General features: G+C 45.7%; 19 protein-coding genes. 17 read left to right on the forward strand and 2 right to left on the reverse strand.

Annotation, left to right across the window (positions count from 1 at the left end; translation table 11 throughout):
- Positions 1 to 92 precede the first annotated feature (92 nt).
- The 9 genes from polA to Ga0451573_RS08360 all read left to right on the forward strand — a co-directional run bounded on the left by polA (position 93) and on the right by Ga0451573_RS08360 (position 10,371).
- Complete coding sequence (gene polA, locus Ga0451573_RS08320; RefSeq protein WP_231683428.1) at positions 93 to 2,804, forward strand: DNA polymerase I; 2,712 nt, start codon at positions 93 to 95, stop codon at positions 2,802 to 2,804.
- 89 nt (positions 2,805 to 2,893) lie between these two features.
- The gene (mutM, locus tag Ga0451573_RS08325) at positions 2,894 to 3,721 is read left to right on the forward strand and encodes a DNA-formamidopyrimidine glycosylase (protein ID WP_231683429.1); all 828 of its coding nucleotides are present in this window, start codon (positions 2,894 to 2,896) and stop codon (positions 3,719 to 3,721) included.
- Positions 3,722 to 3,852: 131 nt separating this feature from the next.
- Complete coding sequence (ytaF, locus tag Ga0451573_RS08330; RefSeq protein ID WP_231683430.1) at positions 3,853 to 4,521, forward strand: sporulation membrane protein YtaF; 669 nt, start codon at positions 3,853 to 3,855, stop codon at positions 4,519 to 4,521.
- Between the two features lie 351 nt (positions 4,522 to 4,872).
- On the forward strand, positions 4,873 to 5,499 hold the full coding sequence (locus Ga0451573_RS08335) for a DUF488 domain-containing protein (protein WP_231683431.1): 627 nt from the start codon (positions 4,873 to 4,875) through the stop codon (positions 5,497 to 5,499).
- Entirely contained in the window at positions 5,496 to 5,939 is a 444-nt protein-coding gene (locus Ga0451573_RS08340) for a DUF488 domain-containing protein (RefSeq protein WP_231683432.1), read from the forward strand. Before Ga0451573_RS08335 ends, Ga0451573_RS08340 begins: the two co-directional genes overlap by 4 nt.
- A 31-nt stretch (positions 5,940 to 5,970) precedes the next feature.
- A complete protein-coding gene (locus Ga0451573_RS08345; RefSeq protein ID WP_231683433.1) occupies positions 5,971 to 6,636 on the forward strand; it encodes a dual OB domain-containing protein in 666 nt (221 codons plus the stop codon).
- Between the two features lie 179 nt (positions 6,637 to 6,815).
- Entirely contained in the window at positions 6,816 to 7,454 is a 639-nt protein-coding gene (gene coaE, locus Ga0451573_RS08350) for a dephospho-CoA kinase (protein ID WP_231683434.1), read from the forward strand.
- Positions 7,435 to 8,007, forward strand: a complete 573-nt coding sequence (locus tag Ga0451573_RS08355; RefSeq protein WP_231683435.1) for a lytic transglycosylase domain-containing protein — start codon at positions 7,435 to 7,437, stop codon at positions 8,005 to 8,007. Before coaE ends, Ga0451573_RS08355 begins: the two co-directional genes overlap by 20 nt.
- Positions 8,008 to 8,277: 270 nt before the next feature.
- On the forward strand, positions 8,278 to 10,371 hold the full coding sequence (locus tag Ga0451573_RS08360) for a sigma-54-dependent Fis family transcriptional regulator (protein WP_231683436.1): 2,094 nt from the start codon (positions 8,278 to 8,280) through the stop codon (positions 10,369 to 10,371).
- 15 nt (positions 10,372 to 10,386) lie between these two features.
- Here the strand turns inward: Ga0451573_RS08360 and Ga0451573_RS08365 are convergent, their stop codons facing one another.
- The gene (locus tag Ga0451573_RS08365) at positions 10,387 to 11,481 is read right to left on the reverse strand and encodes an SPM autocatalytic domain-containing protein (protein ID WP_231683437.1); all 1,095 of its coding nucleotides are present in this window, start codon (positions 11,479 to 11,481) and stop codon (positions 10,387 to 10,389) included.
- Between the two features lie 249 nt (positions 11,482 to 11,730).
- On the opposite strand from Ga0451573_RS08365, the gene lpdD reads away from it, so the two are divergent.
- Together lpdD and Ga0451573_RS08375 are read left to right on the forward strand one after the other, a co-directional pair.
- Positions 11,731 to 12,141, forward strand: coding sequence for a prenylated flavin chaperone LpdD (lpdD, locus tag Ga0451573_RS08370; protein ID WP_231683438.1), 411 nt, complete (start codon positions 11,731 to 11,733; stop codon positions 12,139 to 12,141).
- Positions 12,131 to 13,891 carry a UbiD family decarboxylase gene (locus Ga0451573_RS08375; RefSeq protein ID WP_231683534.1) on the forward strand — a complete coding sequence of 587 codons (1,761 nt, stop codon included), beginning with the start codon at positions 12,131 to 12,133 and terminating at the stop codon, positions 13,889 to 13,891. The genes lpdD and Ga0451573_RS08375 overlap by 11 nt, the downstream gene beginning before the upstream one ends.
- A 102-nt stretch (positions 13,892 to 13,993) precedes the next feature.
- On the opposite strand, the gene Ga0451573_RS08380 is transcribed toward Ga0451573_RS08375, so the two are convergent.
- The gene (locus Ga0451573_RS08380) at positions 13,994 to 15,670 is read right to left on the reverse strand and encodes a sigma-54-dependent Fis family transcriptional regulator (protein WP_231683439.1); all 1,677 of its coding nucleotides are present in this window, start codon (positions 15,668 to 15,670) and stop codon (positions 13,994 to 13,996) included.
- 952 nt (positions 15,671 to 16,622) lie between these two features.
- Here Ga0451573_RS08380 and Ga0451573_RS08385 point away from each other — a divergent pair.
- From Ga0451573_RS08385 to Ga0451573_RS08410, 6 genes are all read left to right on the forward strand, one after another.
- The gene (locus tag Ga0451573_RS08385; RefSeq protein ID WP_231683440.1) at positions 16,623 to 17,978 is read left to right on the forward strand and encodes a phenylacetate--CoA ligase family protein; all 1,356 of its coding nucleotides are present in this window, start codon (positions 16,623 to 16,625) and stop codon (positions 17,976 to 17,978) included.
- A gap of 111 nt (positions 17,979 to 18,089) precedes the next feature.
- On the forward strand, positions 18,090 to 19,388 hold the full coding sequence (locus tag Ga0451573_RS08390; RefSeq protein WP_231683441.1) for an MFS transporter: 1,299 nt from the start codon (positions 18,090 to 18,092) through the stop codon (positions 19,386 to 19,388).
- Positions 19,389 to 19,444: 56 nt separating this feature from the next.
- On the forward strand, positions 19,445 to 20,227 hold the full coding sequence (locus Ga0451573_RS08395) for a DUF169 domain-containing protein (protein WP_231683442.1): 783 nt from the start codon (positions 19,445 to 19,447) through the stop codon (positions 20,225 to 20,227).
- 225 nt (positions 20,228 to 20,452) lie between these two features.
- Complete coding sequence (locus Ga0451573_RS08400; RefSeq protein ID WP_231683443.1) at positions 20,453 to 21,652, forward strand: thiolase family protein; 1,200 nt, start codon at positions 20,453 to 20,455, stop codon at positions 21,650 to 21,652.
- A gap of 73 nt (positions 21,653 to 21,725) precedes the next feature.
- Positions 21,726 to 22,658 carry a zinc ribbon domain-containing protein gene (locus tag Ga0451573_RS08405; RefSeq protein WP_231683444.1) on the forward strand — a complete coding sequence of 311 codons (933 nt, stop codon included), beginning with the start codon at positions 21,726 to 21,728 and terminating at the stop codon, positions 22,656 to 22,658.
- A gap of 47 nt (positions 22,659 to 22,705) precedes the next feature.
- On the forward strand, positions 22,706 to 24,661 hold the full coding sequence (locus Ga0451573_RS08410) for an acetoacetate--CoA ligase (protein ID WP_231683445.1): 1,956 nt from the start codon (positions 22,706 to 22,708) through the stop codon (positions 24,659 to 24,661).
- The last annotated feature ends 26 nt before the right edge of the window (positions 24,662 to 24,687 follow it).

Genomic DNA, 24,687 nt, shown 5'->3' on the forward strand with positions numbered 1-24,687 from the left:
TTATTTCCCGGGCTGTGTTGCAGGTATTTTCCCATATTACGGTGAAAATACTATAAAATTATGGCGGGTTCACGCCCATGGGAGGAAACGTAATGAAAGATAAAACCAGGTTGATGATTTTAGATGGGAACAGCCTCATTTACAGGGCATTTTATGCTATACCGCTGTTAACCAGCAGTGAAGGGGAGTTCACAAATGCGGTTTATGGTTTTATGAATATGCTGATGAAGGTTCTCAGTGATGAAAAACCGGGTTGTATTGCGGTTGCCTTTGATAAAGGGAAGGTAACCTTTAGGAATGAAAAATTTGACCAATACAAGGGCACCCGGAAAGCGACTCCTGACGAGCTGAGACCCCAGTTTGCCTATGTGAAGGATATTCTAAAGGCGATGAATATACCGACCTATGAGCTGGAGGGTTATGAGGCTGATGACCTGATAGGCACAGTAACTAAGCGGGCCGAGGAAGAGGGATATATGAGCGTCATTGTGACCGGGGACCGGGATGCCCTGCAGCTTATATCGCCGGCTACCACGGTGATGCTTACCCGGAAGGGGATTTCGGAGACTGAGCTTTATGATACCGGCAGGGTAAAAGAGAGGTATGGCCTGACTCCGGAACAAATGATAGATGTGAAGGGACTTATGGGTGATTCCTCAGATAATATTCCCGGTGTACCCGGAATAGGTGAAAAGACTGCTCTCAAGCTGATAAACACGTATGGCAGCATGGAAAAGGTTTATGAAAACCTGGGTGACCTTACCCCAAAGATGCGGGAAAAGCTGACGGAAAACCGGGAACTGGCTTTTCTGAGCAGGGAACTGGCCACCATTATCAGGGATGTTCCCTTTGAACTTGATTTAATGGAGTGTTATCTGGAGGAACCGGATTATGATAAACTGATGCCACTGTTACAGAAAATGGAGTTTAAAACCCTGATTAATTCCTTTACCGAAAGAATGAAGGCTGCCGGACTGGCCCCATCCGAGTCCGGGCAGGCACCGCCGGTGTGTCAGGTGGAATATGAATGTACGGTACTGCCGCTGCAGGAAGGCCTGGACAGGCTGGCAGCTGACCTTGATAAAGGAGAAATAAGCATATCTTATGAACTCAGCAATCCTGACCCGATGCTCGCTGAACTGACAGGATTCAGCTGGAGTGTGGAACCCGGCACTGCGGCATATGTAACCGGGGTCGGGGAGGGCCAGGCCGAGTTATTCAGAGAAGAGGCAAATATATCTCCATTGGCGTCTCTGGCAGGGTCCAGAGCTGGGGTGAAAAAGTACTGTCATGACGGGAAAAGGCTTATGGTGGCACTTGATAGATACGGCATCAGGTGGGGGTCTGTTGCCCAGGATACGCTGCTGGCTGCCTACCTTCTGAACCCAACTGGGCATCACCAGGACCTGGCTGATTTGAGCGCAGAATACCTGGGGCGGGAGCTTGCTCCCGGCGATGAAAGCGCCGGAGCTGCCGGAACTTCCGGAGCTGCCGGAGCCGGTTCGAGTGCGGCTGTCATTATGGAACTGCAGAAGGTATTGGCGCAAAAACTGGCTGATGACGGCCTGGAAGAACTGTATTACAGTGTTGAGCTGCCCCTTACCAGAATACTGGCAGACATGGAGATAACCGGAGTCAGGGTAGACAGGGAGCGCCTCACGGAAATGTCAGCAGAACTGGCGGATAAGCTGGAAAACATCAGCACAGAGATATATGGGCTTTCCGGAGAGGAATTTAACATAAATTCACCAAAACAGCTGGGCTACATCCTTTTTGAAAAAATGGGACTCCCGGCAGCCAAAAAAACTAAAACCGGTTACTCAACTGATGTGGAGGTATTGGAAAGGCTGGCAGCCGAACACGGGATAGCGGAGAAGATCCTTGAGTTCAGGCAGCTTGCCAAACTTAAATCAACCTATGTAGACGGTCTCCGCGGCCTGATTAATCCCCGTACCGGCAGGCTGCATACAACCTTTAACCAGGCGGTTACAGCAACAGGCAGGCTCAGCAGCGCTGAACCAAACCTCCAGAACATCCCGATTCGGATGGAAGAAGGCAGGCGGATCAGAAAGGCTTTTGTGCCTTCTGAACCGGGACACCGGCTTCTGGCTGCCGACTACTCACAAATAGAATTAAGGGTACTGGCACATATTTCCGGTGATGCCAATTTCATCAGGGCCTTCAGAGAAGGACAGGATATCCACACACATACTGCTTCCGAGGTTTTTGGTGTTCCTGAAAATGAGGTTACCAGGGAAATGAGGGATGGCGCCAAGGCTGTTAACTTTGGAATTGTGTACGGGATCAGTGAGTTCGGTCTGGCAAGGAATATCAGGATAACCAGACAGCAGGCCAGAGAATATATTGACGGTTATCTGGACCGTTACCCCGGCATCAGGGAATTCATGAAAAATATAGTGGTTGAGGCACGGGAAAATGGGTATGTGACCACTATCCTGGACCGGCGCAGATACATTCCTGACCTGAAAAGCCGCAACCACAATGTCAGGGCGTTCGGGGAACGGGCAGCCATGAACACCCCGATTCAGGGCAGCGCTGCTGATATCATTAAGCTGGCCATGGTCAGGGTGGCGGAATGCCTGGAGCGGGAAGGCCTGAAGACTAAAATGCTGCTGCAGGTTCATGATGAGTTGATATTTGAAGTGCCTGAAGAGGAGATGGAGAAGGCTGTCCCACTAATCAGGGATTGCATGGAAAATGCTGTAGAGCTGGAGGTTCCGCTGGTTGTGGACATGAAACAAGGCCCCAGTTGGTTTGATATGGAAAAGATTAAAAATGTCTAACATTTAACAATTAAAGTTTGGAGGACAATTTGCTATAATAGATATAGAAGTTCATGTTATGTTAACTAATATGGGGAGGTTACTACCTTATGCCAGAATTACCGGAAGTGGAGACTATACGAAGGTCCCTGGAAGATAAAATAAAGGGCAAAACCTTTACAGGCATCGAAATTTTTCTCGAAAAGATTCTTAAGGGCATTGACGCGGGTGAGTTTGATGAGAAATTAAAAGGCAAAAAAATAACCGGAATCAGCCGCAGGGGCAAATACCTGATCATACAGCTGTCCGGCGGCCTTGTAATGGTTGTCCACCTTAGAATGACAGGACAGCTCCTCTACTGTTCCGCAGAACAGGAACGGGTAAAACACACTCATGTGATTTTCCACCTGAGTGACAAATATGACTTGAGATTTGTTGACCAGCGCCAGTTTGGCAAGGTACAGTTTTTGCCCGCTAAAGATCTGGAGAACCTTTCCAGCCTGAAGAACCTGGGTGTGGAGCCTTTAAGTGATGATTTTACCAGGGAGTTTTTCAAAAAGGGCTTGCGCAACAGAAGGGTCAAGATTAAGCCCCTTCTCCTGGAACAGGAATTTATCGCCGGAATTGGCAACATTTATGCTGATGAGGCCCTGTTCCGGGCCAGGGTGAATCCGGAGAAGGTTGCCGCCAACCTCAGCCCCAGGGAGGCCTCAATGCTGTTTAATGCAATCAGGGAAGTCCTTATTGAGGGTATAGATAACAAGGGCACTTCCATCAAAGACTATATTGACGGTGACGGTAACAAGGGCAGCAACCAGAATAATCTCAGGGTTTACGGGCGTGACAGACAGCCCTGTACAAAATGCGGCACGGAAATACAAAGAGTTGTGATCAGGGGCCGCAGCGCTCATTATTGTCCCAAGTGCCAAAAAATCTAATAAGCGCTTTTTGCTGTACCGGTCCCGGACTAGCTCCCTGAATCGCAGACAGGCACATAAGGGGAACCCCTCCCATATATTACATTGTAAGGCCAAGGAGCAAGGAATCAGGAGGGGGGAGGACCGGTATAGTGGAACTGTTATCCATTATTGCCTTCGCAACAGCTTTGAGCCTGGATGGATTCGGTGTAGGAATCTCTTACGGCATGAGGAAGATCAGGATTCCCGTATTGTCACTGGTGGTAATCAGTCTGACATCATCTACGGCCATAGGGCTGACCATGTTATCCGGCCATTTCGTGTCACAGTATATATCTGCAGAAATGGCGGAAATAATCGGGGCATCAATCCTGATACTGGTGGGGCTTTGGATTCTGCTGCAGACCTGGTCAAAAAAAGAATCTCATATCAAGCCAGGGGAGAAGAGTGTTGGGGAACACAATCCTGAGTGCCAGACAATACTGGACTTTAAAATAGAGGCCTTTGGCCTGGTAATTAAGATAATGCGGGAGCCTACAGTTGCTGATTTTGACAAATCAGGGTTTATCAGTGTCAAGGAAGCGCTGCTCCTGGGATTGGCTTTAGCCATGGATGCCATTGGCGCCGGATTTGGCGCTGCTATGACGGGATTTACCCCTGTTTTAACTCCTTTGATAGTAGGGATTGTCAAATTCCTTATGGTAAGTCTGGGAGTAATTTTGGGGAGGCGTTATGCCGTTAATTGGCTGGGCAACCGGGCCGCGGTATTACCCGGATGGGTATTGATAATGCTTGGTGTGGCCAGGGTAATGAAGATCTAAAATGTAATATGGGCAGGGGTAGATGTATTCCTACGGCGGGCTACGTCTCCGCCGGCAGCAGCTCCCGCTTCGCGGGTCGCTGGCCGGACGGACGACAGACTCCGCCTTCCGGAACACATCTACCCCTGTTTCTACTATATTTGGTATGTTCCCCTTAAGGTAGACAGGTTAAATAATGAAAACCTACTGTCGAAAGGGGAGCATTATCATGTTTTGAAAAAGACCAATATAGCGGAGCAAAGAAAAATGCGGCTGTAGGAGAGTCATGTCGCAAACTTTGGTTAATAGGAGTGGCTTGATTTTTCCATTTGAGTTATAATATTAGTTAAGAATAATTTAGGGGATGTTTCTATGTCTCATATTTATACAATAGGTCATTCAATACATTCAGTTGAACACTTTTTATTATTATTAAACAGCAATGGTATAAACTGTGTGGTTGATGTTAGAAGTGTTCCGTATTCAAAATACAGTCCTCAATACAATATGAATGAACTGAGGCAACAGTTAAAGAGTAACGGCATTTATTACGTTTTCATGGGAAAAGAACTTGGAGCAAGACAATCAGATAAATCTTTATACAATGATGATGGATATGTTGACTTTGAAAGAGTCAGAAATAGCACTCTTTTTAAGACTGGTATTGAACGGGTTAAAGCAGGAATGAAAAAGGGATTTAAGATTGCTTTGATGTGTACCGAAAAGGATCCTATAGAATGTCATAGGAATATTTTAGTGGCAAGAGCGTTTTATTTGCAAAACTATCCTGTTTTAAACATTCTTGAAAACGGCGCTGTGGAAACACAAGATCATTTGGAAAATAGATTATTAGATAAATATTTTCCTAATAGAAATCAAAGAAATATTTTAGAGTTACTTGATGGTGAAATCAATGAAAAAGATATGATAATAAAAGCTTATCGAGAACGGAATAAGGAAATCGGATATAAGAATGATGATGGGAGTCAAGTAATATGAAAGTGTATACTATTGGTTTTACAAAGAAATCTGCTAGAGAGTTTTTTGCTTTGCTAAAAAAGCATTCCGTGAAAAAAATATTGGATATAAGATTAAATAATTGCTCACAACTGGCCGGTTTTTCCAAAGGAGCTGATTTAGAATATTTTTGTGAAATTTGTGGTATCGGGTACGAACACAATACCAGGTTATCTCCAACCAAATCAATATTGGACGATTATAAGAAGAAACGGATTGGTTGGCCTGAATACGAAGAACAATTTCTCAAGCTCCTAAGTGAAAGAAAAGTTGAAGAATTATTTAACTTCGGTGATGGAAACAATGATGTGGTTTGTTTTCTATGCAGTGAAGAAAAGGCAGACCAATGCCACAGAAGATTGGTGGCAGAATATTTTAAATGCAAAAATCCTAAGTTAGATATAGAGATTGTTCATATTTAATTAACCTGGTTACGAAGCGGGGTGGTAAGAAATGGTCAAAGAAATAATAATTTTGGCAACTTCGGTGAAATACCGAAATTATTGCATTGCCGGAATTGATAAAGCCACAGGTGAATGGGTGCGAATTATCTCGGATGATGATTCGATAGAAAATGCTGTCAGAATGGAAGATATGTGTTACGCGGATGGCTCTGTTCCCAAGGTTTTTGATGTGGTTCGAATAAAATGTAAGGGACATAGACCAAACTTTTATCAGCCGGAAAACTTTCTTCTAGATGATACCTGTTACTGGCAAAAAGTTGATAGGGCGAGTATAAGTGATGTAATAAAAGTTCATCCGCCTGAGGATAAACCATATATTTTTTATAATCATACAAAGCGCATTCACAAAGATGACTTAGAACAAATTTGTAAAGTTGCGTCGGACAACCACTCTTTAATTCTCATTTCTCCTAAAAATGTTATTGTTCATGTTAATGAATTCCCTGAACGGAAAACCGTAACAATTAGTTTCGACTACAACGACTGTACATATAAGTGGATACCTACGACAGATACAGACTTTAAGAAAAGATATTTGGAGTTAGAGCCATTTCACTATCGAGTTAAGGAACGGGTGTTCTTAGTATTAAGTCTAGGTGTATGTGACCCTAAAGATGGATGTCATTATAAGCTTGTTGCAACAGTATTAGAATAAAAGCAATTCTAGCCCAGGTCCTAATAATGACCTGGGTTTACTGTTTCTTAGGTTCTGCTGATAAAAAATAAAAATTAATACTTGATTAATGTCCGGAGGAAAAGTATATTTTATAGAGGATGGGCTTTTTGTAGTAGAAGCTGTTCCGAAAACTGTTCACACAAATAAGGAGAGTCATCATGACTGTTATTGGCCTTACGGGAAGCATAGCCAGCGGTAAGAGCCTGGTTGCTGAGGTTCTTAAAGAAAAGGGAGCGGTATTAATCGATGCTGATGTGGTGGCCCGGGAAGTTGTTGAGCCGGGGACAGAAGGCTGGAGGCAAATCCGGACCGAATTTGGAGATGCTATTTTAAAGCCTGACGGGACGGTTAACCGCAAAGAGCTTGGAAATATGGTTTTTGCCAGCCCCGGACTGTTGAAAAAATTGAATAATATTGTGCATCCCATCATAGAAAAAGAAGTAATCGGCAAAATAAATTTATTCCGTGCCGGCTCGGTAAATGGAAACGAGGTCATGGTTATTGATGCCCCGCTCCTTATTGAGGCAGGAATGCACCGCTTGGTAGATGAGGTCTGGGTGGTCGATATCCCTCATGAAGTGCGGGTAAGGCGCCTGATGGAGCGTGACCGGCTGACCAGGGAACAAGCGCTTGGGAGGATAAAAAGCCAGATGCCTGCAGAGGAAAAAAAGAAGTATGCCGGCATTGTCATAGATAACTCTGGAGACAGGCATGATACCAGAAAAGCTGTGGCAGAATTATGGGAAAGGCGTTTCGGGAAACCCGGGGTGGAAACAGTTGAGAAAACGAAAAATTAGACGTGGCCGGATTATCTGGTTGCTATTGCTGATTGCGGTCGTTGCTATGTTGAGTAGCAAATCATTTTGGCGGGTGTTTTATCCGCTGCCTTATAAAGAACTGGTTTTTTCCCAGGCAGCAAAAAACAATATAGATCCTTATTTGGTTGCTGCTATTATCAAGACTGAAAGCAATTTTGTGCCATCAGCCGAGTCCCCCATGGGAGCCAGGGGAATAATGCAGATAATGCCCGAAACAGGAGCATGGGCAGCACAACAGATGAATCTCAGGGAATTCAAACCAGACGATCTCTATAATCCGGAACTCAATATCAGGATAGGGTCCTGGTATATCAGCAACCTTAATACAGAGTTTAAGGGCAATAAAATACTGGTAGTTGCAGCTTATAACGGGGGCCGGGGAAATGTTAGAGAATGGCTGGATAAGGGCCTCTGGACCGGTGAACATGCAAGTGTTGATCAGATACCTTTTAGTGAGACCAGAGCGTATGTCAAAAAGGTATTACGGAATTATTCCTGGTATAGGTATCTCTATAAGGAAGCTCCCGGATAACCCGCTGCGTATGTGGTATACAGGTCGTACAGGAGTTCCCTGTGGGCCCGGTTTTAGTTTACAAAAAATGCAAAATAGGATATAATAAAAGCACACATTCCTTGACACCTCAAACGCACGTGGAAAGTAGGAGATTATTATGTTATTTGAGGGCAGGAAAACATTACAAAAAGGATATTTCACGGACCGGTCATCTATGGCCGGTCTTGTTGTTTGTGATTACAAATAGCAATTAGTTTCAGATATTATTAAAGGAAAGGAGTGAAGGGAATGCCGGTCCATGACAGGAAAGAACAAATGCTGAAAGCCTGGACAGAATTTGTGGAACAGGGGCATGTGAACAAAAACTGGGTCCGCCGGGAAATCGAAGATTCATGGCGCCGCAGCCGGAGTATGGGTATTGATAAGTGTCTTGAAAATATACCTTTTTTGGCTGAAACAGCTGAGCTGGAACAGCGCCGCGAAGCGAACCGGGAACTGCTTGAAATATCTTTCCCAATCATGAAGAACCTATTCTCCTTTGTTGAAGGATCCGGGTTTATCGTGGCCCTGATTGACCGTGATGGCATAATCCTGCAAAGCCTTGGCGACCGGGAGACTGTGGCCCTTGCATCCCGGAACAGCCTGGTTGCCGGAGCAAGCCTCAATGAAGCGGTATCCGGTACAAATGCAACCGGGTTAGCCCTCAAACAGGGACGGCCTATACAGGTTTTTGCAACTGAGCACTACATCAAGGCCCTTCACCCCTGGACCTGTTCCTCCGGTCCCATTTACGGGCATTCGGGGCAGTTGGTAGGGGCGCTGAGTATGACCGGTTCTTTTGAAAAAGTCCATTCACATACTCTGGGGATGGTTGTTGCCGCTATTGATTCTGTTGAAGGTCAATTAAAGGTAAATAAAGTCCTGGAAAACCTGCTGGTTGTCAATCGCTATCAGAATGCTATCGTGGAATCAATTTCCGATGGGCTGATAGCTGTTGACGAAAAAGCGCGGGTGACCAAAATAAATAAGGCTGCGGATGCTTTGTTAAAAATTAACCCGGATTCGGTCATTCATTCTTCAATTAACGAACTTCTGGGATATCACAACCCCATTTTAAAGGCTCTGCAGACAGGTGATATCTGCACCGATGAAGAGTTCCAGGCAGATACCAAGAGGGGTAAGGTGCATTGTACCATGACCTGCCGGCCCATCCGGAATCCCCAGCAGAAAATTGTCGGAGTTGTTACAGTTGTCCGGGAGATCCGGGCAGTTAAGCAGTTGGTAACCCGTATGGTCGGGGCCAGGGCCAGGTTTACCTTTGATGACCTGATAGGGAGGAATGCCACTTACCTGAAGACAGTGGAGATGGCCCGGACGGCTGGCGGAAGCTCTTCGAATGTGCTGCTGCTGGGTGAAAGCGGAACCGGCAAGGAGGTCTTTGCCCAGGCCATCCATAATGCCACCTCCAGAGCCAAAGGGCCGTTTATTGCCATAAACTGTGCTGCCCTGCCCCGTGAGCTGATAGGGAGCGAACTGTTCGGATATAACGAGGGAGCCTTTACCGGCGCAAAACGGGGCGGCAGTCCAGGCAAATTCGAACTGGCTGACGGGGGAACCCTGTTCCTTGACGAAATCGGGGAAATGCCCCTTGAGCTTCAGGCTAACCTGCTCCGGGTTTTGCAGGAAAAGGCTGTGGTTAGAATCGGCGGGGACCAGGTGATCCCGGTTGATGTCCGGGTGATTGCGGCAACTAACAAAGACCTGCAGCGTGAAGTGGAAAAAGGGGCCTTCAGGTCAGACCTGTATTACAGGTTGAATGTGCTTACAATAAACATGGTTTCCCTGAGGAACCGCAAGGATGATATCCTTCCCCTGACCGGTTTTTTTGTGGAAAAGGTTAATGCCAGGCTGGGTAAAAATGCCGTGGTAATCCCTCCTGAAACCCTTGATTACCTCCAAAGGTATCACTGGCCCGGGAATATCAGGCAATTGGAGAACGTGATTGAGCGTGCAGTTCACATCGCCTCAGGGGAAAATATCACCCCTGACTGCCTGCCTGATGAAGTACTGTCAGATACCCGGATTCATCTGGTCAGCGCCGCACAAGAAGCGGAACAGGCTGAAACAAAGGCTAACAGTGATGTTGTCGTCAGAAAAAGCGGTAGGAAAGCCGGCAGAACCGATATCCTCGAGGCCATCAAAAACAATGACGGCAATCTGACAAATGCCGCCAAGGACCTTAAAATATCAAGGAGTACTCTTTACCGGAAGATGGAAAAATATAGTATTAAGGTGGTTGAAGGGGAGTTTGTCTCATCAGGAATGCACCGGTCACGGCCCTTCATAGAAGTGGCCAATGAGCGCTTCCGGATTGATGATTAGAGTAAGCTGTATATACTATATAGTTAAGTTAATCTGCTGGACAGTTCCTACTGTCCCGTTTTCTTTTACAAACAGACCTGTCTTGCTGACCTGTCCCAGTGTCTCATTACTCTGGTTTTTGACGGCAAAAAGGGTTTCGATATTGCCAAGGTAGACAGCGCCAATGCCTTTTTCGCCCAGCGCAAACAGGGTATCCTTGCCATCCCCATCCTTGGTCCAGATGCGGAGTTTCTCAAAAACAGAGTCACTTTCGTCTATCCACCCGCTGCCATCCTCATCATAGACGGCCAATTCCAGGAAACCGTTACCGGTTTCGGGCCCGAAGAGTTCTCCGCCATTATTGATGACACCGTCATTATTGCGGTCAAGCGCCAGGAAGCCGCTCCCAGGCCTTACAAAGGAAATCTGGTCATTAGCGCCGTCTGTATCCAGGTCAAAACTAAATTTTGTATTGGTTAATTCGGCAGCTGCCCCGCTGAAATTAATTACCAGGGGGTCAATTTTTTCGGCATCACCGGCACGGATACTGATATTTTGTTCCTGCATAAAGGACCTGCTCATAGCTAAATCAACCGAGAAAGCTATTTCCCTGCCGTCTGTGGTATTTATCACCCCGGCAGCTGAAAATGATGTTGCTTCTGTTTCCTGGTACTTTTCATGGGATTCATAGACCATTCCCCAGCCCTGGTTTCCTTCCTGAGGGCGCCCTGCAGGGCCGCTGCCTGGGGATGAATTTTGTGGGCCGGCGCTGTTTTTGTCCTGACATTCCTCTGAAAGACAGGTCACCTTTATTTTTATTTTTTTACCTGTCATCATTTCAATAAGTCTTTCGATAAGTGAGACCTTGAGTTTATCTTCTTCAGACAGCAGGTCTTCGGGGCTGCCGCTGCCTTCTACGGACCCCGCCGCTTTTGCCTGAGCCGAGATGTCCACAGTATCCGGAGCGGAGGGGAGCGCTGCCTGGGCAGAGGCATTTCTTGCTCCCATTAAGGATTGAGGGCTGCGGGGACTCCGGCTGCCGACCCAGACCCTCAAGCTCTCACTTCGTTCATATGTCTCACTGTAAGTGCGGCTGCTGAACATGGCGATACTGCTGTTGGCAATTTTCATAACATTACTCCTCCCTGAGTTTACCTTTCCGCTAATTCCATTTTGCGGATTAATTGTTGGTATATTTTTCTTATCGGGAAATTCAAAAAATACTTTAGATAATAACATTTTGCCTGGATAACATTAAATTTGCAGGGATAATGATAAATTTGTAGAATATTTCCGGGGAATAATCACATATATAAGGAAGGCTGGGGTGATTATATGTATCCTGAGGAAGTTAAAGTGACGTACGGGGAAGGAAGGTATATGATTGAAATATCGTCAGTGGTTACCGGCGATGGTATTTCAATTACAATTACCGGGGGTGAAAAGCCCCACATCGGCGGGGTTGCATTAAGTGTGCCCCGCAGGAGCCTTGGTGGTGAGAAGGTCTCCTGTGATACCTGGGTGCTGCCGGTACCGGGACATAAAGATACCGAAATTGCTGTGCCGGTTGCCGAAATGGTTTCCAGGGAAACAGGCAGGACGGTTGCTGTTACTGCCGGGATTCATATTGACAGGGCTGAGGAAAGGGAGCTCCGGACACTGGTGGAAAACAGCCTGGCGGCTGCCGGTCTGCTATTGGAACAAATCGGCGAGCTTTCCGAAGCACAGGAAGACCGGCAGGAGGAAAAGGAAGTTCGGTCTGATAATGAGGAGAATGATGATGCACAATAACCTGAGGAGTTTTCTGGCAACACTTAAAAGGGAAAAACTGATTATTGAGGTAGGTGCCGAGGTTGACCCATATCTGGAGCTTGCAGAGATTCACCGCAGGGTCATAGAGGAGGAAGGCCCGGCATTGCTGTTTACAAATGTCAGGGGCAGCAGCTTCCCGGTTGTTACTAATCTTTTCGGTACCCGCCATAGAGTGGAACTGGCCATGGGGCCAAGGCCGCAGCAAATCCTGAAAAAGGTATCAGGAGCGATGGACAGGCTGCTGCCCCCGAAGCTGAAAAACCTCTGGGGGGAACGTGACTGGCTTTTGAGTATTGCCAAGAGCGGCCTTAACCGGGTTAGCCGCGATAAGGCTCCGGTACTGCAGGAGAAGCAGGCCGAAGTAAACCTTGGGGAACTTCCGGTACTGACAAGCTGGCAGGACGATGGGGGCCCCTTTGTTACCCTGCCTCTGGTCTATACCGAACACCCTCAAAACAGGGAACATAACCTGGGAATGTACCGGATTCAGATATTTTCCAAAAACCAGACCGGGATGCACTGGCAGATACATAAGGGAGGCGGGTTCCATTACCATGAAGCGGAAAAGCTGAACCGGCCGCTTCCGGTAACCCTGTTCCTGGGAGGACCTCCGGCCTTGATTATAGCGGCTATTACGGCCCTGCCCGAGCCCCTGCCGGAGCTGATTTATACTTCCTTCCTGATGGGAGAAAAAATGAATATGGCTGAGGTGGCGGGACATGCCCATAGATTGATAGCTGAGGCCGAGTTTGCCATCTGTGGGGAGGTTCCTCCCCATGAACGGAAACCGGAAGGGCCTTTTGGGGATCATTACGGCTATTATTCATTGACTCACGATTTCCCGGTATTTAATGTCAAACAGGTCTATCACCGCCGGGATGCCATTTACCCGGCCACAGTGGTGGGGAAACCGCGGCAGGAGGATTATTATATCGCAGAATGGATGCAGGACCTGCTGGCACCCATGTTTCCTGTCCTGATGCCAGGGGTAAAATCCCTCTGGGCCTATGGCGAGGCCGGAGTTCATTCCCTGGCGGCGGCAGTTGTCAGGGAGAGTTATTTCCGGGAAGCGCTGGGTCATGCCTTCAGGATACTTGGCGAAGGCCAGCTGACCCTGACCAAATTCCTCATGGTAACCGATGTAGTACTCGACCTTAAAGATTTCCCCAGCTTGCTGGAAAATATCCTGAGACGTTTTAACCCGGCTCGTGACCTGATTATAATTGATGACACGGCCATGGATACTCTTGATTACACGGGGCGTCGTTTTAACCGGGGCAGCAAGGCCATTATGCTGGGACTGGGTGAACCGGTGCGGGAAATTCCCGGGGAATATACCGGGGGACAGCTTCAGGGCATCGATGTGGTAAGACCTTACTGCAGGGGATGCCTGATGGTTTCAGGCAGTTCTTTTGAAGATGCACCGGGCCTGGCGGAAGAGTTGGTGAAAAATTCCCGCACCCGGCTGGAAGAGTGGCCCCTTGTGGTCTTGGTTGACGATGCCGCCGGAATTATGGATCAGACCGGGTTCCTGTGGACAGTCTTTACCCGTTTTGACCCGGCATGGGATATATATGCTGATTATAAGGTGAGAAACAACAAAATCAGGTATGAGGGACCTGTTATAATTGATGCCCGGATGAAACCCCAGTATCCCGCAGAACTTATTCCCCGGGAAGATATTGTCAGGAAGGTTTCTGAGCGGTGGAGTGAATTGTTTGATGTGTAGAGGTTATTTACACTCCCTATTTGTCTTGACAAATGGGGGCATTATATTTCGGCATTTTAGTTTAGCTTAAACACTACTCGATTTAACATAAGATTGTTCTGCTTAGAGTATAATTTTTGTTGAATTTATATTGTATTGTTTAATCTTTCGGTAAAGGCTTTGTAAACTTATACCCAATAATTTGGCCGCCTCCTTTTTTCCGTTTGTAGAATTTTCAAACATAAGCAGAGCTTTTTCTATGGCCTTTTTTTCTACAACTTTTATACCCGCTACTTTATCTGGAGATTCAAGGGTTTTCTCATAAGCATTTAAAACAAACCACTTGGGGAGGCTTCTTGTGGTTATTTTGGAACTGTTTTCCATAGCGACACAGTATTCAATTAAGTTTTTAAGCTCTCGGATATTCCCTGGCCAATTATATTCATTAATCAGGCATTGGACAGAATTGTCAATAGATAAATTTTTATTGAACTTCTTTTTGAAAATATTTAAAAAATATTCAGTTAACAAAGGTATATCTTCCCGTCTAGTTCGCAGGGGAGGTATTTCTAAAGGTATTACATTCAAGCGATAATATAAATCTTCTCTAAAGGTTCCTTCACTTACCATTTCTTCAAGATTTTTATTTGTCGCCGCAATTATCCTAACCTTTACGTTAACGATTTTTGTACAGCCCAATTTTTCAATAACACTGGTTTCCATAACCCGTAATAACTTGGCTTGCAACGCTAATGGCATGTCACCAATTTCATCCAAAAATATTGAGCCTTCATTTGCTATTTCAAATTTACCTTTCTTTCCCCCTATTTTAGCTCCAGTAAATGCTCCTTCGTCATAACCAAATAGCTCGCTCTCTAACAAATTATCCGGTATTGCACTACAGTTAATTGAAATGAAAGGTTTTATTTTTCTTGAACTGGATTCATGAATAGCCCTGGCAAACAACTCTTTCCCTGTTCCGGACTCACCTCTTATTAATATTGTAGAGTCAACACTGGATATTATTGTTGTTTGCTGCTTAATTTCATTTATTATTAAAGATTTGCCGATTATGCCGGAAAAAGCTGATTTATTAGCGAGAGCAGGAATACAGGTACTAGAGTTCATTTTTATAATGTATCCAATGTCATTAACGGGATTAATGTAAAGGGAGGATTTTGATTTGGCATTGGTTTGGTTTCCCACGTTTTCCCCAAAACTAAAATTTGGGTAAAAATGTTTGATATTACGTTTATCTCTGCTGTTTAACTCAAACAGTTTCTTAGCTTGTAAATTAAACTTGTTAATGTAGCCTTCACTGTCAATAATCATTACCGGGTCATCAAAGTTATTTAAAAGAGCTTCCATGAAAGCTTCGTCATGAATATAACCTGTATATGTAAAATAGTAATTTGAAATCAAAGTTGAAAGGTTTCTGATTAAAGAGAAATTTGAATCAACATTATTTGTTAGGTTATTCTTTGACATAAGATATACTACACCTAAGATTTTTTCCTCGGACAATATTGGATGGTAAATAACTGCTTGGTAGGGACAGTTTGCTTTACCTTTGCAGTTCTGACAGCCCAAAGAACTGGCTCTGTTTTCCATTACAAAGGGTTGACCGGTTCTAACCACCTGTTTTAAAAAGGTATCAGGCCTGGACCTGCCTATATTTTCCTTATAAGTCCCTGTTCCTGCAATGGCTTTTAAATCGCTTTGACATACCCCTAAATCGCAATTTAAAAATGGGGCCATTGTTTCGATTAAATCCTGAATTATCTTTGCTTCCATTCTCATTTTGTGCTTCACTCCCATTTTGTACTTCACGACATTGATATTGTTTTGAAATACTATAAGCTCGGGAAAAATGAAGGCAATTCATAGAATCATTATTCAAAAGGTAGTATTTGGTTTTATGGCAAAATAATCTTATTTTAATAATATTTGAATCTTTCGCTTTTAGCAATGGTTCGATTGCTAAAAGCGAATTTGCGTAGTTTACCGGTTGTTTTTCGGTTTTAACGGTGATGTTTTTAAGGATACAAATATGTCTGAAGAAATTAAAGTCTGCTAAGCCAGGAGTTTTGCCTGTATTAATAGACCTTAACTTGTACGACAGGCGGCCGCATCCATTATAAATTCCTGGGAATCTCCCAATTGACTGCAAATTAAGTTGGGTTTTCCTTATACATATCTGATTTGTCTATGCCGTAGATTACGGCATTTTTTCATCTGTTATTTCTTTACCTTTGTGTACATATTCCTTATAGTTATCCATGTTTATGTCGTGAACAATACTTTTAACGACAAATCTTACAAGGAAGCCGTAAAAATCGCTCATCTGACGAATGCTTTATGAACCGCATCATAAAAGAGTAAATAACATTGCGGCGCTAACTTAAACAACGTCAAACACAATTGGTAAGCCGTATGCCTTGGTAGGGCACGTACGGTCTGATGAGGGGGGAAGCCATGGAAATGGTTTCCCTACTCTATTATTTTTAACAGCAATTTTGGGAAATACACAATTATTAAAAGTAATAAAAATAAACCGTATTTCTCAATAATGATAAATACTTCAAAACAAGAAGTCTCCTAAATTGCCCAATCTAAAGGGTTTTAACTATTGGCACAACTTTTGCAATATTGTTTACCAAGTTAAGTTAGTTTAATTGAGGAGTTGATGCTTATGAATTGACAAGAACACTTTAACTGTTAGGATAAACATTTAAACTAAGGGGGAATTGTTTTGAAATTCGCTACCGAAAAACTTAATTTCATGAGCCAGGAGCAGATAAAACAATACCAATTTGAGAAACTATCAAATCAATTAAAGTACTGCTATAATAATTCAGAATTCTACCGAAAAAGATTTAAAGATGCTGGTGCACTTCCTGGAGATATCAAATCAATTGAAGATTTCAGAGAATTGCCTGTTTTCATGACCAAAGTATTAGAACGGGAAAGCCAGAGGGAATCACTTGAAAGATATGGCCATCCCTTTGGAATGCACCTATGCTGCCGCCCGGAAGAACTGACGTTAACTTCTACTACATCCGGGACTACCGGTATACCTACATTTACCTATACCTTTTCACATCGGGACATCAATGGCTTGCAAGCGCAAAACTGGGCACATATGTTCAAGTGTGGTGGAGTTTCACCGGGGGACAGAGTTTTATTTTGTTATGCCCTGGGGATTTACGCCACAACAATGGTTTTATGGGGAATAAGAAAATTGGGTGCTTTACCCATAGATGTAGATGTTCGCGGAGGTTCCGAGCCGATTTTGCAGTTTGCAGATTTGGTAAAACCTTATGCTGGCTGTTTTACTCCATCTTTGGCAGAGTATCTTATCGGCAGATCTCAGGATGTTATTGGTAAACCGGTCAGCGAATTGGGATTTAAAGCGCTTTTCCTGACCGGCGAGCCCGCCGTGGGAATTCCCGAAGTCAAACAGCGTTTAGAAGATGCGTATAAATGCAGGATTTATGATTATATGGCCCAGGGTGGGGGATCATTTGGTTTATCATGCGATTCGGATGAGTATCACGGGATGCACTGTTATGCACCTGATTACAATTTGTATCAGGACGATATTATTGATCCTGAGACAAAAAAGCCTATCGATATTGTTGAAGGCGCAATTGGTGAAGCAGTTCATACTTCCCTGGATCGCGATGCTGTACCGGTCATTAGATACGCATATGGCGACATTGTGCAAGTATACACAGAAAAGTGCCCGGCCTGCGGTTTTGCAGGAAAGCGCGTCAAAGTTATCGGTCGGTCCGACGACATGCTCATTGTAAAAGGAGCAAACATTTATCCTGCAGCCATTAAGAACGTTATCGCCGAGTTCATACCCAAAATAACAGGAGAAATGAGAATAGTTTTGGATACTCCTCCCCCGAGAGTGGTTCCGCCACTTAAAGTTAAATTGGAGTACGGTAAAGGCATGGGTAGTGACCAATTACCGGGTTTGGAAGCGGAAATAAATAAACAGCTTCACGCAAGAGTAAGGCTCACACCTAAAATTATCTGGGTTCCACCGGGGTCCATGGAAAAATCAATGAGGAAAACACCTCTGTTCGAAAAGAATTATTAGTATAACTAAAACGATGTCAGCCTAATGGGTTGTGGGCGTTATCCCTAAAGGGGTTTTTAGAAAAAATAGTTTAGAGTCAAACGGCAGAAATTTGAAAAAGGAGGGAACAAAATGAAAAATCTCCGGTGGGTTATGGTAATTGGTGTCTGTTTAATAGGTTTTCTAGCCTATATTGACCGTGTTAATCTCTCTGTCGCAGCGGCGCCCATTATGAAAGAATATAATTTTTCAGCTACTCAAATGGGATTAATTCTGGGCGCAATGTTTCCCGGTTACTTGATATTTAATGTTATTGGCGGGGCTATCATGGACCGTTTCGCCCCGACAAAATTTCTAATGTTTGCAATTGCTGTATGGTCACTTTCAACTGCGTGGTTCACCCAGATAACCAGTTTTGGTTTATTTTACCTCAGCAGGTTTATTTTTGGGTCTGCCGAAGGATTTATGCCTGTTTATAACACTAAGATTATATCTAACTGGATGCTCCCTAACGAGCGTGGTAGGTCCCAGGCCTCGTGGATTGCTGCCACTCTGATTGGGATGGCAATTGGGGCACCGGTTTCCGGGCTTATGATCAAGGCATATGGCTGGCGCACTTTGTTTTATATCTTCACTGCCTTTGGTTTTGTTATCATTGCTGTCCTTCTTACAGTAATGAAAGACAGTCCGAAGGAACACCGGCGTATTTCGCGGGAAGAATTAGAAATGATCGAATCTACCCTGGAAAAAGAAAGATTGAATAAGGCTCATACTGCCGGTGAAGTAGCTACCAGGGCGGAAATATTCGGCCTGTTAAAGGATCCTTACCTTTGGCTTATTTCGATAGGGTATTTTACAGCAATATCAATGTGGTGGGCTAACCTGACATGGCTTCCCGGCTACCTGGTTAGCGAAAAAGGTTTCACGGTACTAAAATCCGGCTACTTATCAGCTTTTCCTTTCTTGATGGGTGCTATTGGCCTGATGTGCGGAGGGTTTATCACTGACCACTTTTTAAAGGGCCGGCGAATACCTTTAATATTCTTATTTCAGTTATTGTCCCCACCTTTGGTGATGGTGGCTATTGGCAGCTCTAATAACGCAATTATGGTTACGGCCTTTGCAATTTCCATGTTCTTTACCTGTGGAGCGGTAGGGCAATGGTGGCCGCTGCCTATGGAGCTTTTTTCCCGTAAGTTGTCGGCTACAGCCGGGGGCATCATGAGCGGCATTGGCACTGTAGGCGCTATTATCGCTCCGGTTATGTTAGGGTATGTTTTTGACGCAACAAAATCCTTTTACTGGGGTTTTGGAATCATTGCTTTAGTTACCTTTGTCGGAAGTTTTATTTCACTGGCGATTTCCGGGCACGAAAAAATGCTGCAGCAGAAAAATGCAGAGGGAAAAGGATTTCCCCAATCAGCAGCATAGGCTATATTCAGACATACTTTAAGATCCAGTAGTATTCATGAGGGGCGGTGAAAAAATTGGATGGTGCGACAATTCATAGGTTACTTAATGAGTATTTAAAATTGCGAACTCCTGCCCTTGCTTTTAAGGTGTTTGAGAGCGAACAGGAATTAGCTAAGATAAAAGGAGTCAGAAAACCTCACTGGCAAGGGACAATGTGCCAATTGCTAACCGCATCCAGAACTTATGGTTGGACTTTGGGGTTTACCAAAGCTGACCTGGGAGTACCTAACTGTGCGGCGGTAATTGGCCTGTGTGAAATGCCACCGGGAGCATTGCAGGGGGAAATGCTGCATGAAGTTTGGTTTGAGACCGTTGAGGATGCTAAAAAGCATATGGACCAAATGCCCCGGATAAAACCAGGGAGATACTCTGCTGCGGCAATCTCTCCTTTAGTTAAAGAGCGTTTCGACCCCGATATTATTCTTGTCTATGGGACCCCCGCCCAAATGATAAGATTGATAGCCGGATTACAATGGAACAAGTATGAGCGTATGACTTTTTACGCGGTAGGAGAAACAGCCTGTGCTGATTCTATTGCGCAATGTTACTTAAGTCAAAAGCCGTCGCTGGCAATCCCTTGTTTTGGTGAACGAAGGTTTGGCGGGGTAATGGAGGATGAATTAGTAATAGCCCTTCCAAAGCACTATATTGCGAAACTTATGGAAGGACTTGAAAGAACCGAGCGGTCGGGGATAAGATACCCGATACCGTTTTATGGAGTAACTGTTGATCCTGGACCGGGAATGCCGCCAAAGTACCAGTCATATCTTAATCGACACAGAACAGAGCCTAAATAATCCCAATGCTGAGGTAGCAAGCCTACATTCAGTTTCATGCTAAATACGCATGGAACTGAATGCGGGGATTATTAAAATTTGGAGAAACACTGCGATAATAGGGAGGAACTACGCCGTATTGGTCTGGTGAACAAGTTTGTATCGCATGAGAAATTAAATAAAACTGTTACCAGAAGCCGGTGTTTCAGGGTAAGTAGTATAAAAATTATCAGAGAGGTGATTTTTATGTCCAAAAAAGTAGGTATTGTAGGAGCAGGGGTGACACCGTTCAAAGGCAAATGGGTTGAAAAGACATATTACGAATTGGCACAGATGGCCACAGCCAATACACTTAAGGATGCCGGTATGTCGATTAATGATATTGACGGTGTAATTTACGGGATCTACAACGATATTTTCGAGCGGACCTGCATCCCGGAACACCCGTTGCAGGGGATTATCGGTCTGCAAAATAAGTTTGGGATGCGTGTTTCCTGCGGCGGCGCCACTGGCGCATATGCTATATCGGCTGCTCACGCTTATGTGGCTTCCGGAAGGTTTAAAGCTCTATTAGTGCTTGGGGTTGAAAAGGCCACGGATTGCTTTGATTTCCAGTCTATGTCGGCCACCCCGGAGGTCATTAAGACAATTGGCTGGTCAGGGGACAGCTTTTTCGAGCAGAAACTGGGCTGGACGGCGGCGGACAGTTATGCAGAAGTAGTTTTGGCTTACAAGGACGAGTATCCAAATGATTTGAAACCTGAAGTAACTGCCCGTATATCGGCCCAATTGAGCGAACAGGTTAGGACGAACGAATTTGCTCAGCGGCAGTTTGACCAGGTAACCCCGGAGGAAGTAATGAACTCAAGAATAGTAGTCCACCCCTTCAAGGAACTTGAAGTTTGTGTATACTCCGAAGGGGCCGCCGGTGTGATTGTAGCTGAAGAAAAGACTGCCGAGGCAATCGCCAGAAACATGGGCCAGCCGGTGATCTGGGTCACTGGGATGGGTGAATCAAATGAACACTCCTTCGCCGGTAAGAACCAAAAGGTGATGCCCCGCATCATGTCTGATCACATCGCGGCCCAAAGGGCTTATGAGATGGCGGGCATCAAAGATCCCCTGGCAGAAATTGATATAGTGGAAGTCCATGACGCCTTTGTCCCTCAATTGGCAATTACCCTTGCCGAGATGGGATTTGTCCCGATAGGAAATGCCAATGCCTTAATTGAAGACGGAATCATGCTCCCGGGAGGCAAGCTGCTGGTCAACCCCTGCGGTGGGCTAATATATTGCGGTCATGCCGTCGGCGCCAGTAACATTATGTCCGTCTGGTCCGCCAGGCGGGAGCTGATCAAGCGCGGTATGCGCAAGGCTGCGGTGCATGGGACAGGGAGCACAATAGCCCAGTACGGTGTAGTGACTATCCTGGAGAACCAGGGATAATAAAGGGGAGGGAAAGAATGTGAATAATAGAGTTATCTCTTTAGACATGATACCGGAAGTGGGGACCGAGAAAGTGTCCCAAGACAACCAGGATTACCTGATTGTAAATGATGCTATGTTTACGTTCTACAAACGTTCGATGGGGGAGTTATCAGCTTTCTTCCTGGCTTTACGGGATGAGAAAAAGATCCTGGGCACTAGATGCCCCAAGTGCGGGATGGTTCGTGTACCGGTAATCATGACCCGCTGTCCGGACTGCGATTTTGTAGAGATGGAAACCATAGAGGCCGCAGATATGGGCGTAATGCTCTCAACTCCCCCGATCACTTACTTCGCCAACGCCCTCTTCCAAAAGCAGGTTCCCTTTGGGCGCGGCCGGTTGGTATTGGATGGCGCTGACACCGCTGTATCCGTTAACTTCTATACAACCAAAGGCATCCTGGTTCCTGGCATCGTCACCAAAGGCACTAGGATGAAGGTAGTATGGCGCGATAACCGCGAAGGGGCCATCACTGACTTTTTCTGTGTCCCCGCCTCAGAGCTAACCCCCGAGCAGGTCGCCAAAAAGGGTCTGCTAGAGTCCGAAATAGACTGGGACACTGTTGTTGAGCCGGAGCTCCCCACCGCTACCGCCGCAGATGGGGACAGTTTTAAAGCTGCCCTAGCTGAACTGAGACAGGTCGCCGAAGAGATGAATACCTGCGAGCGGGCGCAAAAGGATATTGCCAACTGGTACAGGGATGTGCTAGTGAAAACAACCGGGGGCAGCTTCTCCATCAGCATTAGGGACGGTGTTTTTGAAATCAAAGAGGAGATACCCGCCTCCCCTGATTTCACGATGGTGCTGGCAGATCCCGCAACCCTCGTTAACGGGATTACCTACCGCGGCTCCTTAACCCAGGCGATCATGTCCAAAGACCTTTGGATCAGTAAAAATGCAGAATTCACCACCATTTTCAAGCTTGAGCGGATGGCTCGTTCCCTGGCCCGCAGCAAGAAGAGCTAGCAGCCGACTGCATATTAATTCTGCTGTTTAAAGGAGGCTGAAATGAAATGAGAAAGCTGCTGTGGCAGCCTGGGAAAGAAAGAATTGAACACAGTAACATGTTCCGTTTTATTCAATTTGTGAATTCAAAATATGGACAGAATTTTACCACCTTTAATGAACTGTATCGTTGGTCTGTCGACAGCGCACCGTTGTTTTGGGAGTCTATGTGGGAATTTGGGGAGGTTAAGGCCTCCCGAAATCCCGATCAAGTGGTGGAAAATTTTTCGGATATGTTGGAATTCGTGTGGTTTCCAGGTTCACGGCTGAACTTTGCGGAAAACCTGCTGCGATTCCGGGATGACAGGACAGCCATAATTTCGAGGAATGAAAAAAGCGGACCGGTAAGAATAAGTTATGCCGTTCTTTACGAGCAAGTGGCTCGTTTAGCTAAATCCTTAAGGGGAAAAGGAGTTGCGGCTGGCGACCGGGTGGCAGGCTTTATCCCCAATACTGCTGAAACGGTAATTGCCATGCTGGCGGCAACCAGCATTGGGGCTGTCTGGTCTTCTTGTTCTCCGGATTTCGGTATTCAGGGAGTCTTGGATAGATTTGGACAGATCCAGCCTAAAGTACTGTTCGCCGCCGACGGCTATTATTACAATGGTAAGCGATTGGATTGCCTGGAGCGGGTGGCAGGAATCATTGAGCAAATTCCGTCTATTGAGCATGTAGTTGTGATCCCCTTCACCGGGCAGGCACCCGACATCAGCGCGCTGCCCAAAACGGCCCTTTTTGAGGATTTCGTGTTCGGGGAGGAAGGACTGGAGATAGAGTTTGCCCAACTTCCCTTCGATCACCCTGTCTACATCATGTATTCTTCCGGCACCACAGGTGTCCCCAAATGTATCGTCCACGGTGCCGGCGGCACCCTGATCCAGCACTTAAAGGAACTGATTCTGCACACAGATCTAAAGCGAGAAGATATTATCTTCTATTTCACCACCTGCGGCTGGATGATGTGGAACTGGCTGGCCAGCTCCCTGGCCGTAGGGGCCACCTTGGTGCTATATGACGGCTCGCCTTTTTATCCCAATGCGGATACTCTCTGGAAAATGGCCCAGGACGAAGGAGTTACTGTCTTTGGGACCAGCGCCAAATACTTGTCGGCAGTAGAAAAGGCGGGGTTGAAGCCGGGGCAGGAATATGATTTAAGCAGATTAAAGGCCATTCTATCGACCGGGTCACCTCTTTCGGTAGAAAGCTTTGAGTTTGTTTACCGGGACATTAAGCGGGATCTGTGCCTGTCGTCAATATCGGGCGGCACTGATATCATCTCCTGTTTTGCCCTCGGTAACCCTATCGGGCCGGTTTACGCGGGAGAACTCCAATGCCGGGGTCTGGGCATGAAGGTTGAAAGCTTTGACCTGCAGGGTAACTCTGTCCTAAACCAAAAGGGAGAGTTAGTTTGTACCGCATCCTTCCCCTCCATGCCAATTTACTTCTGGCAAGATCCGGATGATTGGAAATACCGGAAGGCCTATTTCGACGTGTTCCCCAATGTCTGGAGGCATGGTGACTATATCGAAATCAATGAATCGGGTGGAGTTGTCATTTATGGGCGTTCAGATGCAACGCTGAACCCGGGCGGGGTGCGGATTGGGACTGCGGAAATTTACCGCCAGGCAGAATCCCTGCCGGAAATCGCGGACTCCCTGGTAGTAGGCCAGGACTGGGATAATGATGTGCGTGTCATCCTGTTTGTAAAGCTAGCGACAGGGGTAACGCTAACTGTAGATTTGATCAAGAAAATTAAGGCCGCGATTCGTGAAAACACCACCCCGCGTCACGTCCCGGCCAAGATTATTGAGATTAAGGACATTCCTTATACCCTTAGTGGGAAGAAGGTTGAAATCGCGGTCCGCAGCATTATCCATAATCAAAGTGTGGATAACAGGGATGCTTTAGCTAACCCGGAAGCCCTGGATTTATACCTATCCCTCCCTGAACTGCAGACCAACTAACCTGCCCGCGGAAAGAGAGGAACCCA

Origin of the sequence: Phosphitispora fastidiosa, assembly GCF_019008365.1 — a bacterium.
GTDB classification, from domain to species: Bacteria; Bacillota; Thermincolia; order Thermincolales; family UBA2595; genus Phosphitispora; species Phosphitispora fastidiosa.

Coding starts and splice junctions, on each gene's coding strand:
- polA (WP_231683428.1), top strand. CDS start 93: ATGAAAGATAAAACCAGGTTGATGATTTTAGATGGGAACAGCCTCATT.
- mutM (WP_231683429.1), top strand. CDS start 2,894: ATGCCAGAATTACCGGAAGTGGAGACTATACGAAGGTCCCTGGAAGAT.
- Ga0451573_RS08335 (WP_231683431.1), top strand. CDS start 4,873: ATGTCTCATATTTATACAATAGGTCATTCAATACATTCAGTTGAACAC.
- Ga0451573_RS08340 (WP_231683432.1), top strand. CDS start 5,496: ATGAAAGTGTATACTATTGGTTTTACAAAGAAATCTGCTAGAGAGTTT.
- Ga0451573_RS08345 (WP_231683433.1), top strand. CDS start 5,971: ATGGTCAAAGAAATAATAATTTTGGCAACTTCGGTGAAATACCGAAAT.
- coaE (WP_231683434.1), top strand. CDS start 6,816: ATGACTGTTATTGGCCTTACGGGAAGCATAGCCAGCGGTAAGAGCCTG.
- Ga0451573_RS08360 (WP_231683436.1), top strand. CDS start 8,278: ATGCCGGTCCATGACAGGAAAGAACAAATGCTGAAAGCCTGGACAGAA.
- Ga0451573_RS08365 (WP_231683437.1), bottom strand. CDS start 11,481: ATGAAAATTGCCAACAGCAGTATCGCCATGTTCAGCAGCCGCACTTAC.
- lpdD (WP_231683438.1), top strand. CDS start 11,731: ATGATTGAAATATCGTCAGTGGTTACCGGCGATGGTATTTCAATTACA.
- Ga0451573_RS08375 (WP_231683534.1), top strand. CDS start 12,131: ATGCACAATAACCTGAGGAGTTTTCTGGCAACACTTAAAAGGGAAAAA.
- Ga0451573_RS08380 (WP_231683439.1), bottom strand. CDS start 15,670: ATGAGAATGGAAGCAAAGATAATTCAGGATTTAATCGAAACAATGGCC.
- Ga0451573_RS08390 (WP_231683441.1), top strand. CDS start 18,090: ATGAAAAATCTCCGGTGGGTTATGGTAATTGGTGTCTGTTTAATAGGT.
- Ga0451573_RS08400 (WP_231683443.1), top strand. CDS start 20,453: ATGTCCAAAAAAGTAGGTATTGTAGGAGCAGGGGTGACACCGTTCAAA.
- Ga0451573_RS08410 (WP_231683445.1), top strand. CDS start 22,706: ATGAGAAAGCTGCTGTGGCAGCCTGGGAAAGAAAGAATTGAACACAGT.